This is a genomic window from Pseudomonas sp. 5Vm1k, assembly GCF_056161485.1.
This window is the reverse complement of record NZ_JBSPCZ010000004.1, coordinates 40,162-52,732: the sequence shown is the minus strand read 5'-3', so window position 1 is coordinate 52,732 and position 12,571 is coordinate 40,162. Positions and strand designations below refer to the sequence as shown.

General features: G+C 60.5%; 13 protein-coding genes. 4 read left to right on the top strand and 9 right to left on the bottom strand.

Features of this window, described 5'->3' with window-relative positions; translation table 11 throughout:
- Positions 1–70 precede the first annotated feature (70 nt).
- A complete protein-coding gene (locus ACWIKB_RS09470) occupies positions 71–541 on the top strand; it encodes an A24 family peptidase (RefSeq protein WP_475266388.1) in 471 nt (156 codons plus the stop codon).
- Between the two features lie 126 nt (positions 542–667).
- Complete coding sequence (locus tag ACWIKB_RS09465; RefSeq protein ID WP_475266387.1) at positions 668–1,459, top strand: response regulator; 792 nt, start codon at positions 668–670, stop codon at positions 1,457–1,459.
- 704 nt (positions 1,460–2,163) lie between these two features.
- Here ACWIKB_RS09465 and ACWIKB_RS09460 read toward each other — a convergent pair.
- Genes ACWIKB_RS09460 through cpaB form a run of 8 tightly spaced genes read right to left on the bottom strand, consistent with a single transcriptional unit; the run spans position 2,164 to position 9,647 of the window.
- On the bottom strand, positions 2,164–2,439 hold the full coding sequence (locus ACWIKB_RS09460; RefSeq protein ID WP_475266850.1) for a DUF3613 domain-containing protein: 276 nt from the start codon (positions 2,437–2,439) through the stop codon (positions 2,164–2,166).
- 12 nt (positions 2,440–2,451) lie between these two features.
- Positions 2,452–3,165: a hypothetical protein gene (locus tag ACWIKB_RS09455; protein ID WP_475266386.1), complete on the bottom strand. Its 714-nt coding sequence runs from the start codon at positions 3,163–3,165 to the stop codon at positions 2,452–2,454.
- Between the two features lie 10 nt (positions 3,166–3,175).
- A complete protein-coding gene (locus ACWIKB_RS09450; protein ID WP_475266384.1) occupies positions 3,176–4,066 on the bottom strand; it encodes a type II secretion system F family protein in 891 nt (296 codons plus the stop codon).
- Positions 4,063–4,947 (bottom strand): type II secretion system F family protein, encoded by an 885-nt coding sequence (locus ACWIKB_RS09445; RefSeq protein ID WP_475266383.1) that lies wholly within the window; start codon positions 4,945–4,947, stop codon positions 4,063–4,065. Before ACWIKB_RS09445 ends, ACWIKB_RS09450 begins: the two co-directional genes overlap by 4 nt.
- A gap of 10 nt (positions 4,948–4,957) precedes the next feature.
- On the bottom strand, positions 4,958–6,238 hold the full coding sequence (locus tag ACWIKB_RS09440; protein WP_475266382.1) for a CpaF family protein: 1,281 nt from the start codon (positions 6,236–6,238) through the stop codon (positions 4,958–4,960).
- Positions 6,235–7,425, bottom strand: a complete 1,191-nt coding sequence (locus tag ACWIKB_RS09435; protein WP_475266381.1) for a CpaE/TadZ family protein — start codon at positions 7,423–7,425, stop codon at positions 6,235–6,237. Before ACWIKB_RS09435 ends, ACWIKB_RS09440 begins: the two co-directional genes overlap by 4 nt.
- On the bottom strand, positions 7,422–8,684 hold the full coding sequence (locus ACWIKB_RS09430; RefSeq protein ID WP_475266379.1) for a type II and III secretion system protein family protein: 1,263 nt from the start codon (positions 8,682–8,684) through the stop codon (positions 7,422–7,424). The genes ACWIKB_RS09435 and ACWIKB_RS09430 overlap by 4 nt, the downstream gene beginning before the upstream one ends.
- Before the next feature lie 21 nt (positions 8,685–8,705).
- Entirely contained in the window at positions 8,706–9,647 is a 942-nt protein-coding gene (gene cpaB, locus ACWIKB_RS09425; protein WP_475266377.1) for a Flp pilus assembly protein CpaB, read from the bottom strand.
- 323 nt (positions 9,648–9,970) lie between these two features.
- Between cpaB and ACWIKB_RS09420 the strand changes: the two genes are divergently transcribed.
- Together ACWIKB_RS09420 and ACWIKB_RS09415 are read left to right on the top strand one after the other, a co-directional pair.
- Entirely contained in the window at positions 9,971–10,168 is a 198-nt protein-coding gene (locus ACWIKB_RS09420; protein ID WP_475266376.1) for a Flp family type IVb pilin, read from the top strand.
- Positions 10,169–10,254: 86 nt separating this feature from the next.
- On the top strand, positions 10,255–10,659 hold the full coding sequence (locus tag ACWIKB_RS09415; RefSeq protein WP_475266374.1) for a response regulator: 405 nt from the start codon (positions 10,255–10,257) through the stop codon (positions 10,657–10,659).
- 146 nt (positions 10,660–10,805) lie between these two features.
- Here ACWIKB_RS09415 and ACWIKB_RS09410 read toward each other — a convergent pair whose 3' ends face one another.
- Positions 10,806–12,473, bottom strand: coding sequence for a ShlB/FhaC/HecB family hemolysin secretion/activation protein (locus tag ACWIKB_RS09410; RefSeq protein WP_475266372.1), 1,668 nt, complete (start codon positions 12,471–12,473; stop codon positions 10,806–10,808).
- Positions 12,474–12,571 lie beyond the last annotated feature (98 nt).

Here is a 12,571-nt window from a genome sequence, read left to right as displayed (position 1 = left end):
CGTCTACCCTGACAATCACTGCGTAATATCAGCATAGAATCATTCAGCCAAAACGGACGTTTTTTACCGGATGCAGAGCTTTGTCCTACTGATCTGGCTGACGCTTTGCGCGGCACAGGATGCACGGCACCGCCACATTGCCAATGTGCTGACACTCGGTGCCGGCGGGGCGGCCTTGGCTTATCTGCTACTGACCGGCAGCACTTGGCTGGGGGCCGGGGCGGAGCAGGGCGGCTGGGCGTTTTTACTGGCGCTGGCCTTCACTTTGCCGGGCTATGCGACGAAGCGAATGGGTGCCGGCGATGTGAAATTAATGACAGCTTTGGGGCTGGCGACCGACGGTATGCACCTGCTCGGTGCGTTTATCGGTGCCGGGCTGGCAAGCGCCCTGTGGTTATTGTTTGCGCCAAAAATATGGCTGCATATGAATCAGTGGTTTAAGGCGCGGGTTCGATATTTGAGCCCGCAATCGCCAAAGAAGCAGCCCTATGCGCCGTTCGTGTTGATAGGCATGGTGTGTACACTCCTTTGGATCCATTAGTCGCAAGATGCCACTAGTTCTATGTACATAGTCGGAAAGTACGTCTACTTTCCAATTAGAGTAGTTATACAACTGGTGGCTACTAGTACAGGAATGGTCAGCTTTCGACCTGACATGGAGTGGCACGTGAACAAGCTTACGTCTGCGATAAAAGTCCTTGTGGTCGACGACCAGCCCCTGATTGTCGAAGAACTCTGTGAATTTCTTGAGAGCAGCGGTTATCGCTGTGTTCCTTGTGAATCCAGCACGCAGGCAGTGGAGCGTTTCAAGGAAGATCCGGACATCGGCCTGGTGCTGTGTGATTTACACATGCCGGATATGGATGGCATACAGCTTGTTCAGGAATTGCAACGGCTGAGCGGCAAGCACCGGGCGTTCGAAGCGATCATGCTCACGGGGCGCGCCGATAAGCAGGATGTGATCAAGGCCTTGCGCGCCGGGATCGCCGATTATTATCAGAAGCCGATTGATCTGGATGAGTTGCTGGAGGGTTTGCAGCGTCAGGAAGTGGTGTTGCAGGAGCGGCAGAAGACTGTGCAGTTGGGGCATTTGAATCAGAAGCTGCAGTATCTGTCCGAGTCTATCGATGATCTTTATCAGGATCTGGATAAGGTTCGGCGTGCACCTCGTTCTTCTGATGTATCGGACACTGTAGAGGGCGTTGTCAGTGAGACGGATCGGGTGGAAATCCCGGCGATTTTCAATCAGTTGTCGCCTCGGCAGTTGGATGTGGCGAGGTTGGTGGGTAAGGGGCAGACCAATTATCAGATTGCCTGTGAGTTGGGGATTACTGAGAACACTGTGAAGTTGTATGTGTCGCAGGTGTTGCGGTTGACGCATATGCATAATCGCACGCAGTTGGCGTTGGCGTTGTCGCCTGGTCATTCGGGGATGCGGCAGCGGGTCACTGCGCATTAGGTTGGCCGTTTTGGTCTTGGCGGCCTTTGGGCCGACCATGTTCTTGGTGGTTGGGTGTATATCTGTTTTTGCGGTTAGGGCGGCTGGCGGTTTCGCCCTTACGGCGACTCACTTTTTTGACAAACGCCTCAAAAAAGTAAGCAAAAAAACGCTCGCCCCGAGCGTCCGGCCCCTCGCTTAGGCTCGGCGTTCCTTCGTTCCGGTATTCATCTGGGGGCATCGCCTACGGTCTGCTTCGCGACGACCTCCTCTCGATGTGTGCGGCTTCGCCGCACGGCGCTACGCGCCCACCCCCCAGATGAACACCTCCACTCAGCCTCCCGAGGGGGCGGGTAGAGCAAGATCGAGGGCAGGCGAGCTAACGCTCGGCCTTGAGTGGTGAGGAGCGGGGCGGTGCACGGCGAGCAGCTTTTGATTCTGCTTTTGTAGGAGCAAGGCTCGCCCGCGAAGGCGGCCTGCCAGCCGACCATTCTCTCCCGGCTGCACTCAGTCCAAATTGTAGGAGCGAGGCTCGCCCGCGAAGACGGCCTGACAGCCGACCAATCCCTCCCCGCTGCACTCATTCCAACTTGTAGGAGCGAGGCTCGCCCGCGAAGGCGGCCTGACAGCCGACCAATCCCTCCCCGCTGCACTCAGTCCAACTTGTAGGAGCAAGGCTCGCCCGCGAAGGCGCCAGTCCAGGTAGATCCGATTCGGGATCAAGACTATCCCCCCGACCCACTGTCCACTTTCCCGCCTTCATCCTGATCAAAGAACGTCGGTATTTCGTGCTGATAGCTTTTCAGCCAGCGTTGCATGCTCAGCTCGCGCTCGGTTGCGGTGGAGGTTTGCAGTTTCGGCGAGGCTACGGTGTTGCGGCTTTGCAGCAGCAGCCAGCCTTCGGTTTCCTGCTGTTGAGGTGAGGCGGGGCCGGCGTCGATGGCGTGTGCGGTCAGTGGCAGCGCCAGCAGGGCGAGGCTGTAGAGAGTGGTCGGATTCATCATGGGCCTCGCCTATTGGATGTTCGATGCGGTGACGGTGGCCACTTGGGCGGCGACGGTGGGAGTCGTCTTGCCCGGGGCTTTGAGTTTGATGGCACGGGCCTGGGCCTCTGTGACTTGCGCCGGGCTCAGGCCGACGCGGCTGACCAGTTCGGCGGCGCGGCTCCAGTCGTCCTGGTAGATCAGCAATGTCACCAGGTTCACCGCCGCCAATTGGTCGCTCTGCTTGAGTTCCATGGCAGTCAGGAATTCAAATTTGGCGTCTTCGACTCGCAGTTGGTTGAGGTAGACCACGCCCAGGTCGTTGCGGATTTTTTCGTCGGTAGGCGCCAGGCGTGCAGCGCGTTGCAAGTGGGCCTGGGCCTGGCCGTTGTCGCCATTGGCGGCGGCGAGTTGGCCCAGGCCATGTTCGGCTTCGGCCGCCATGCAACTGCCGAGCAGGCTGCGGTACAACGGCTCGGCTTCGCTGCGGCCCAAGAGTCGATAGACCTTGGCCTTGCGTAAACGCACGTCGGCCAGGTTGTCGGGCAGGTTTTGCAGGTTGGCCAGGCTGGCGTGCAGTTTGCCGTCGTTGGCCATGTCGTCGGCCAGGTTCAGCGACAGCTGTTGATCGGAGCTTGGCTTGCTGCAACTGGCTGTGTTGGTCAGCGCGCTCCACGGGGCCTGGCCATTGCTCGCGCAGCCACCGAGCAACAGCAGACTCAAACCGGCAATCATTGCTTTCATCACATTCCCTCTACGAAGCAAAGGCCCGGGCCAGGGCGGTGAAGCCTGGGCCGGCCAGCACGATCAATAACGCCGGGAAGAGGAACAACATCATCACGACGGACATTTTGGCGGACATCTTGGAGATGTATTCCTGCAAGCGCGTCAGGCGCCGGTCATCGAGCAGCAGCTTGAGCGCCAGCAGGGATTTCATCGCGCCGCCGCCCTGGTGGATCAACTGCTGAAGGATCACGCAGGTGTCGGTGAACTCGTCCACCGCCAGCAAGCGGCTGGCCTTGTTCAGTTCCTCGCCCAACTCCAGGCCGGAATCGACCCGGGCCAGCACCAGACGCAATTCATGCGTCAGGGCCGGAAGCAATTGTTGGCCCTCGAGGCTCAATACCCGCAGTGCTTGCTCCACCGCCATGCCCGACTCAAACAGGATGCGCAGCAGTGGAATGAAAGTGGAAATCTCAGTCGCCAGTTGTTTTTGCCGGCGTTGCGCGGCAGCGACCAACAAGCGTTTGGGCAGCAAATAACCGATGCCGGTGGCGAACGCCGGGGCGATCCAGTGGTTGTCCAAATGTGGAAAAAATACGCCCTGGACCAACAGCGTCACGGCCAGTGCCATTACCGGTACGCCGACCTGGAAGGCAGCGAACAATGACCGTCGGCGCGCGCTGCGCCAGCCCAGTCGGTTGAGCAGCACTTGGGTTTCATTGTCCATTTTGACTGAGTGCTGACCGATCCGGCTGCTGCCCAGCACTTGCAGCCAGCGGCCGAAACGGAAGTTGTTCGACGCCTTTCCATCCAGCCGCAGAGTTACCTGGCGCACCCGCCGTTTTTGGTCCAGGAGGCCCGCGAACAACAACACGGCGGCCGTGAGGAACAGCAATGCGCTGATCAGCAACGGGATCTTCATAGGCTGCGCAACATGCGCCACAGCGCCAGACAACCCACCACCTGCAAACCGAACGCGGCCGCGAGCATGATCTGCCCCGAGCTGTCGTGCCACATGGCGAGCAGGTATTGCGGGTTGGACATCAGGAAGTAGCCAGCCAGGCAGACCGGCAACCCGGCAAGGACCGCCGCCGTCACGCGGGTTTCGCCGGTCATGGCGCTGAGCTGACGGGCGGCCTGGTCGCGTTCGCGAATCATCTTGATCAGGTTCTCCAGCAGTTCGCTGGCGTTGCCGCCGTAGCGGTGATTGACCTTCAGGCCGAGGGCGAACAGGCGCAGTTCATCCTTCTCGTACAGCTCGGCCAGGTCCGATGCAGCATCCGGCAGGCTCACGCCTAACTGCACGTTGCGCTGGACCCGCCCCATGGCATTTTTCAGCGGGTCTTCGGCGGCGTCGATGCCACCGAGCACGGCGTCGGCCAGGGTCCGTCCGGATTTCAGGCTGCGCACCGTGTGGTCGAGCAACTGCGGCAGCTGTTCGATCATGCGCTTGAGCCGGCGCTGGTAGCGCCAACTGACGTAAAGCCGCAGGAGCAGCGGTGGCAACACTAGAAAGACCAGCAAACCGAGCCAGCCAGCGAACATGAATCCCAGCACGACGCTCAAGGCCCATAGCAGCAACCCCACGTTGAGGCGCTCAGTAGGGCGCCCGAGGCCTGCGCGCAAAAAGGCGCGCTCCAGGCCGGCCCACGAGGGCTTTTGAACGGCCAGTTCCGGTTGGCCCTGGGTCAGGCGACCGATCACTCGTTCGGTGCCGGTCTGGCGTAATCCGCGATAGAACAGCCGCGCCGATAGCCCAAGCAACGTCAGGCAAACGAGGATGAGCAGCAGCGTCTTGAGCATGCCGTGGCCCTCAGTGTGCAAACGGAATAAGCGCCGTTTCGTGGCGCAGTTTGTCGCCAGCGGGGTTGACCGCCTCGCGCAAAAAACCGAAACCGGTACGCCGGTCGAGCCGGAACAATGTGTTGGTCACGTAGATATCGTCCCGCACGCCGACCACCTCCACGACCTCGCTGACACACCGCCGGCCATCGGGCATGCGGGTCAACTGGATCACCACGTCCAGCGCCGCACAGATCATTTGTCGCAAGGTGCGTTCGGCGATGGTGCGGCCGGTCAGGCCCACCAGGGTCTCCAGCCGCAACAGTGCATCCTGGGCGTTGTTGGCGTGTACGGTGCTCATGGAACCGTCGTGACCGGTGTTCATGGCGGTGAGCACATCAAGCACTTCCACGCCGCGAATTTCACCGAGGATGATCCGGTCCGGACGCATCCGCAGGGCGTTGCGGATCAAATCGCTGGACTTCACTTCACCGTGGCCTTCGGCATTCGGCGGACGGGTTTCCAGGCGAACCACATGGGGGTGGCCCAGCTGTAATTCCGCCACATCTTCGATAGTGACCAGTCGCTCGTGGGGGTTGATCAACTGACTGAGCATATTCAGCAGCGTGGTTTTGCCCGTGCCGGTGCCGCCGCTGATCAGGATGTTGCAGCGCTTGCCCACCGCCTCCTGAAAGAAATCGAAGATCGCTTGATCGATGGTTTGCATCGCCATCAGGTCGTTGCTTTTGAACATGTCTTTGCGAAACTTCCGAATCGACAGGCACGGGCCATCAAGGGCAATCGGCGGAATGATCGCGTTGACCCGACTGCCATCGGGCAGCCGCGCATCGACCATCGGTGATGACTCATCGAGCCGTCTGCCGAGCGGCGCGAGGATTCGTTGCATCACCCGTTCGACGTGGTGGGCGTCGATGAAACGCAGATCGCTTTGATGCAACACGCCCTCGCGTTCGATGAACACCCGGTGCGGACCATTGACCAGAATCTCGGTCACCGCCGGGTCGCGCAGCAGCACTTCCAGCGGACCGAACCCGGTGAGTTCGTCGACGATTTCTTCGGCCAGGCGCTCCATTTCATAACGGGAAATCGCCAGGTGCAGGCGGGCGATGTACTCGGCGACTTTGTCGATAACGAACTGCGACAGGACTTGCCGCGAACCTTCCAGCAGGTTTTTCCCGGACTCTTCAATGGCGTCGATGATGTAGCGGTGCAGTACCAGTTTCAGGCCTTCATGATCGCTGTTGCCGGCAGGCCCGCGTTGCGGTGCGCCGAAGAGTTTTTCGCCGGTCATGGTGTTCCCCTCAGGCGGTTGAACCAGCCGGCCTTGGGTTTGGCCAGGCCTTCGGAGCGTTTGGCCAGGCGTTCGCCGAGGGTGCGCAGACTTTGGGTGAGGACTTCGCGCGGGGCCAGTTCGAACAGGGTCACACCCTGGTTCTTGGCGTTGAGTCGCACTTCCGGGCTGTAAGCGAGGACGGCAATGACCTCCAGGCCGAAGCTCTTGCCCAGGGTGTCGGAGTCCGGGGCGACGTTGCGCAGGTAGCTGTCTACCAGCAGCCGCGCGTGGTCGAGCTTCATGCCTTTTTCGCGCCACAGATTGATCACCGCCAGGTTGCGGCGGCAGTCGAGCACGTTCTGGTCGGTGTACCACAGCAACTTGTCGCAGTGGCTGACAAAGGTGCGCAGGGCTTCGCTATCCGGCTGGCCGGTGAGGTTCACGACGATGTGCTGGAAGTGTTGGCGCAAGGCGCTGAGCAGCATGTACAACTCGGCGGCGCTGGTGTGTTCCAGTGGTTCGTCTGTGCTGGCGTAGGCGAGGATGCGCAGCCCGGCTTCGGCACTGGTGAAGGCGCTGTCGATCAGCGTCGCGTCAAGACGACGCAAATGCCGCAAGGCGTCGCCGAAGTGAAACGAACTCTCCAGCCCCAGCAACGCCAGGCTGTCGCCACGGGGCAGACCGAGGTCCAGCAACAAGGTTTGTTGTCCGCTCTTTTGCACCACCAGCGCCAAGTGATTGGCCAGCAGTGCGCCGTCGCCATTGCTCTGGGTGCCATACAACACGGTGAGGCCGCCCAGTTGCGTATTCGGCGCCACCGGCGGCAAGCGTTTGCTCAGGCGCCGCACCAGTCCGGCGACTTCACTGGAGCGCGAACCATAGGCGACAAAGTCCCGTGCCCCGGCACGCATCGCGTTGAGCACGAGTTGGTTGTCCATGCCGTCGCCCAGCGCGACAATCGCCAGCATCGGCTTGGCTTCCAGAGCCCCTTCGATCAGCGCGCTCTGGGCCACCACGTGTTCACGGTCCAGGCCTACGAACACCAGGCTGGCGAAGGTCACGTCCACCAGCGCGAGCAATTCGTCGAGGCTGCCGCCGCCGGCGCTGACGACTTGGCCCAGCGGCGCCAGCGCGCCTTGCAACCATTCAAGGTCAGTGCTGTTACGCGTGATCGCAAGGAAGGTTTGACTCAGATTCTGGCTCATTGCGATAACCCGCTGCGCTTATCGAAATTGCCGTTTTCGAGGAAATACAGGCGATACCAGTTAGGGTCGTAGTTGCGCAGTTTTTCACCGGGCAGTGACGGCAGTTGGGCATTGGCTGCCAACGGCTGTACCAGGTGCGGGGTGACAATCATCAGCAGTTCGCGCTCTTCGCGTTTGATCGAAGAGTTGCGAAAGAACGCGCCGATGACCGGGATGTCGCCCAAACCGGGAAACTTGTCCACTTGGGAAGAGTTCTGGGTACTGATCAATCCGCTGATGACAAAGCTTTCGCCATCGGCCAGGGAAATGCTGGTGTCGGTGCGGCGAATGGTAAAGGCCGGGACGGTGGTGCCGCCGATGGTGACGCCGTTGTTGTAGTCCAGTTCGCTGACCTCCGGTGCCACCTTGAGGGCGATGCGATCGCTGCTGACCACGGTCGGAGTCAGGGTCAGGCGGATGCCGAACTCCTTGTACTCGATGGAGTAGCTATTGCTGTTGGCGCTGGGCACCGGGATCGGGATTTCACCACCGGCAAGGAAGCTCGCACTCTGCCCGCTGATCGCCACCAGGCTCGGTCGCGCCAGCGTGTAGGCAAAGCCGCTGCCTTCCATGGCGTTGATGATGGCGAGGAAGTTACCGCCGCCGGCAACGATGTTGAACATATCGTTGGCCAGAGGAATGCTTGGCACGGCGATGCGCGGGTCGAGGTTGCGCAGCGGTAGCACTCGGGGTGTCACGGCGGTGTTGGGCACCGTGCCGGGAGAACCGAACAGAAAGTTCGAGTTCTTGCCGTAAATCGAGGTGCCAGCCTCCTTCAATTTGGTGCGGCTGACTTCGACGAAACGAATGTCGGTCTGTACTTGCGACGGCAGCAGCGGGTCGTCGGACGGGAGTCGGGTGGCGCTGGTCATCGCGGCGCTGGCCTTGCCTTGTACGAACACCATGCTCTGACGCGGCGCACTGGCGCATGACGTCCAGACCATCAGGCTGGTGGCGCCGGGGGCCATGCCGGTGACCAGAAAGGCCTGGTTGCCGTTGACTCGCACGTCGGCGACTTTCGGGTCGCCCACCGCCAGCCGGGTGATCGCCACGGGAGATTGCAGTTCTTGTTGCAACCCTTCACCGACTTCCAGCACCGCCGGCAATGGACCGAGTGCGGCGCAATTGCCAACGGCCGCGATGGCCGCCGTCAGGGGCAGGCCGCTTAGCAAGGAGGCCCAGAGCAGGCCTTGGAACATGGGCATGGAACGTCTGCGCATAGAAATGCGTCCTTGCTCGACTCAGGGAGTTTGTTGGGTGATTTCATTGCCGCGAATGACTTCTACGCTTGGCGTGCGCGGTGTGGCACGGCTGGCGGTGGCGAGTGGTTTTGGCGGTGGCGTCATCGCCAGTTGGTTGAACTGGATCAACTCGCGGTTGGCGCTGGCGAGGTTGAACGACGAATCGTTTTGACCGGCCCAGTAATGGGCCAGGCGTTTTTCTTCGGCGCTGCGCACCGCCAGGCGCAACACCCCGGCCTGGGCGGCGAGCATCAAGCGACTCAGCAGAGGTTCGGGCACCGCGAGCAGCACCGTCCGAGCGTTGGCGCGCAGTTGGTCCTGCTTGAGTTTTTCCTCGTTACTGCGCGCAGGGCTGGCGGGTTGACCGTCGTTGGTCATGCCCAGTTGTTCGCCGACCCCCAAGACCCGCAATGCCGGCACCACGACCTGGGCCGATTGCTGAGGGTTGTTAACGTCGGTGCGCAAAAACAACAGGACATCGACATAGTCGCCGGGGCTCAACTGGCCGCCGGCACTGATCACTTCGTCCACGGCCACGGCTAGCGCGCGCTCATCGGGACGGATCATCCGCGCCAGCGCGCCACCAGCTTCGAAGCTCTCATCGTTGAGCCAGGTCCCGGCGCTTAGGGCACGCCAGGACGCACGGCCAATCGCCTGATCGAGACGGCTCAGGCTGCCGGCCGGTGCAGTACGGAGTTTTTCCAGGGATACGTCGGCGGCGGTGATCTGCACAAACGGCGCGACGTCATGCAGGAGCACCACGACCGGTTCGCGTGTCGGGTCATCCACCGGCGTAGGTGCCGGGACCGGCGCACTGGCAACGACGGGTTGTGCGACGGGCTCGGGGTCCGCTTGACGGCCGAGTACAAGCCCCCAGTAGCCGGCAATAATGGCGCCTACCAGAAACACTCCCGCCAACCCCATGGTGAAGCGACTGTTCATCAAGGCTCTCCCTTTCCCGCTGCTTGATGACTCGCTACTTCCAACGAGGACAACGTCGCAATCAGGCCGCTATGAACATCTACTATTTCGCTATTTGACGGTAGCGCAGGTAAATCAAAATGCCATTAGCGCGCCGTAAATATCCGGCGAAAGTAGGGAGCTAAAGCGCCAAATCTGGTTCTTTGGCGTTAGTTGGAAACTTAATACTTAAGTGTTAATTCGTTTTTACAGTTGATGGTAATGCCTTTGCCAACAATGCTGATGCTGGCATAGGGGAACCATGTTGCGACCCGGCAACACCCGCAGTCATCAGGAGAAATGCCATGTCCTTCAAAGTAACTGCTCAGAAGATCAAGTCCGAAATTTCGTTCTATGTAAATCTGGTCAAAGACACCGAAGGGGCTTCGGGGATCGAGTACGCAATCATTGCCGGCATGGTAGCGGTGGCCCTGGCGGCATTTGTGTCGCCGATCAAAACGGCCGTTACGACCATGTTCACCACCATTCAGGGTGCACTCTGAATGACGTTGATGCGAACAGTCTGCAACTTGCCAATCTGCCAAAGGGCTTCTAACGTCAGCGCTTAGTCCACAGCAGGTATCGCCTTATGAACGCTTCTCCCCCACGCCAACAGTTGCTGCTGGTTGACGACGAAGAGGATGCGTTGCTGGAGCTGGCGGAATTGCTGGAGGGCGAGGGCTTCACTTGTTTTACGGCCACCTCGGTCAAGCTCGCCCTGCATCATCTGACGCGCAACCCTGATATCGCCCTGGTGATCACTGACCTGCGCATGCCGGAGGAGAGCGGCATGTCGCTGATCAAACGCTTGCGCGAACACACCTCGCGCCAGCATCTGCCGGTGATCGTGACGTCCGGGCATGCGGACATGGAGGACGTCAGCGACATGCTGCGCTTGCAGGTGCTCGATCTGTTTCGCAAGCCGATCTACCACGTGCGGTTGCTGGAGACGTTGAACAATCTGTTTCCGCTGCCAGCGGCGATTGGTGGGTGATTCCCCGGCTGATATGTTGACTGGCACACCGCTTTCGCGAGCAGGCTCGCTCCCATACTGATCGGCGGCGAGAACGATTACCGCGAACACCCCATTTCCCCAGTGGGAGCGAGCCTGCTCGCGAAGGCGTCCTGGCCGCCACCACCCTACAATTGATAACTGAAACTGATGCTATACCGCGGCCGTCGGTTGAACGTATCCAGCGCTTCATCCGACATCGGCTTGGCCGCTTCCAGCGCGACGTTGTAGTACTTGGCATCGCCAAACCTCAGCCCCACCGCCGCCGAAGACAAGTTGTTGCCTTGCACCGGCAACTGGTTGAACCAGGTCTTGGAGCGGTCCAGCACCACATACGGTTGCAGCACCCGCACCCAGTTGCCGTCGCGGTTGAAGCTGTAGTTCACCTCATACGCCACCCCCCAACCCTTGTCGCCGGACGCCTGGTCGTCGGGGTAGCCGCGGCCGAAATTCTGCCCGCCAAACACTGCGCGTTCGCTGTCGGGCAGGGTGTCGTCGCTCCAGTACAGCGCGCCCGAAAGTACGCCTTGCCAGTTGTCGAAGAACTTGTCGCTCTGCACCCCCGATAACCGCACGCGGAAGAAATTCAGGTCCACATCGGCGTTGGTTTTCGCCCCCATGCCATCGACACCTTGATACATCCCGCCACTGAGAATCCGCAGCTGCCTGGCGTCGGCCTTGCGCCAGTCGCTTTCGAAGGCGAGGGCGCGAATGTCGGTGCGGACTTCGACACTGCGCGGGTCGTCGATCACCTCGTAGCGGGTTTTGTCGTTGACCGCATACAGCCGCGCACCGGCGCTGAGTTGTTCATTCGGCGAGGCAATCAGCGGGTGACTGAAGCCGATGGAGTAGCGATCGTTTTCACGGTGCGGCTTGAGCTCCAGACCATTGTCGAGCAGCACATTGGTGCCGGGGTCGGCACGGTAGCGTGAGGCGGACAGACTCAGTTGTGTGCCTTCGGCATTGAGGAACTGGTTGTAGTCCAGGCGGTAGTAATGCTCGTCGTCATGCCCCGGGGGAAATAACCCGCTAAGACTCAACTGTTCGCCCATGGCCGTCTGGGAATTGCTGCTGACTCCGAGCAAAGCCTGGGTGCCGTTGCGGTTGTCTTCGGTGGTGCTCAGGCTGCTGGTGAACGGTTTTCGACTGGCCTGTACCGCCAGGTACGCCGCGCCGTCGGTGGTGCCCGGCGGCGGCACTTGTGCTTGCACGGTCACGCCGGGGATGCGGGTCATCAACGTGGTGTAGCGCTCGAAGGTCTTGCGGGTCAGCGGTCGTTCGGCCTGGAGTTTGGCCACCAGTTTGTCCAGCAAGCCCTTGACCCGTCCCAGGTCGCCCTGCAATTGGTAATCCTTGATGTAACCCTCCACCAGCACCACGCGCGCCACGCCTTTGCTGAAATCCTGTTGCGGCAGAAAGGCGTAGGACAACAAGTAGCCGTCCTGTTGATAACGGCGGGTGATGCCTCGAGTGGCTTCGATCAAGTCGGCGAGACTGATTTCATGGCCGAGCAGCGGTTGGTAGAGCGCCGCCAGTTGGTTGAGCGGATAAATCGTCCCACCTTCGATCTGCACATTTTTGATGGTCACTTTAGTGCCCATCATCAACGGCTGGGCCTGGGTCGCGCCGGGCTCGGGCACTTGCAACGGCGCCGCTGTCGGGCGGTAAGCGTCGGCGGGCAGGTTCGGTACGGGGAGGTTACGGATGGTTTCGTTACTGTTGAGAAAGCTGGGGAGGGTGTCGGCGAGTGCGAAAGAACTGACGGTCATCAACAGCAGGGAAGCCATAACGCGCATAGGACACTCCATGGTCATATCGCAACAACCCGAGGCTCGTCAGCTGACTGAACCGGAACCGCGAGGTGTCATGCTCCAAAAGAAAAAGCGGAAGACTC

What these genes read in the sequence shown, in the direction of transcription:
- ACWIKB_RS09470 (WP_475266388.1), top strand. Translation starts at nt 71, where the DNA reads ATGCAGAGCTTTGTCCTACTGATCTGGCTGACGCTTTGCGCGGCACAG.
- ACWIKB_RS09460 (WP_475266850.1), bottom strand. Translation starts at nt 2,439, where the DNA reads ATGAATCCGACCACTCTCTACAGCCTCGCCCTGCTGGCGCTGCCACTG.
- ACWIKB_RS09455 (WP_475266386.1), bottom strand. Translation starts at nt 3,165, where the DNA reads ATGAAAGCAATGATTGCCGGTTTGAGTCTGCTGTTGCTCGGTGGCTGC.
- ACWIKB_RS09450 (WP_475266384.1), bottom strand. Translation starts at nt 4,066, where the DNA reads ATGAAGATCCCGTTGCTGATCAGCGCATTGCTGTTCCTCACGGCCGCC.
- ACWIKB_RS09445 (WP_475266383.1), bottom strand. Translation starts at nt 4,947, where the DNA reads ATGCTCAAGACGCTGCTGCTCATCCTCGTTTGCCTGACGTTGCTTGGG.
- ACWIKB_RS09440 (WP_475266382.1), bottom strand. Translation starts at nt 6,238, where the DNA reads ATGACCGGCGAAAAACTCTTCGGCGCACCGCAACGCGGGCCTGCCGGC.
- ACWIKB_RS09435 (WP_475266381.1), bottom strand. Translation starts at nt 7,425, where the DNA reads ATGAGCCAGAATCTGAGTCAAACCTTCCTTGCGATCACGCGTAACAGC.
- ACWIKB_RS09430 (WP_475266379.1), bottom strand. Translation starts at nt 8,684, where the DNA reads ATGCGCAGACGTTCCATGCCCATGTTCCAAGGCCTGCTCTGGGCCTCC.
- cpaB (WP_475266377.1), bottom strand. Translation starts at nt 9,647, where the DNA reads ATGAACAGTCGCTTCACCATGGGGTTGGCGGGAGTGTTTCTGGTAGGC.
- ACWIKB_RS09420 (WP_475266376.1), top strand. Translation starts at nt 9,971, where the DNA reads ATGTCCTTCAAAGTAACTGCTCAGAAGATCAAGTCCGAAATTTCGTTC.
- ACWIKB_RS09415 (WP_475266374.1), top strand. Translation starts at nt 10,255, where the DNA reads ATGAACGCTTCTCCCCCACGCCAACAGTTGCTGCTGGTTGACGACGAA.
- ACWIKB_RS09410 (WP_475266372.1), bottom strand. Translation starts at nt 12,473, where the DNA reads ATGCGCGTTATGGCTTCCCTGCTGTTGATGACCGTCAGTTCTTTCGCA.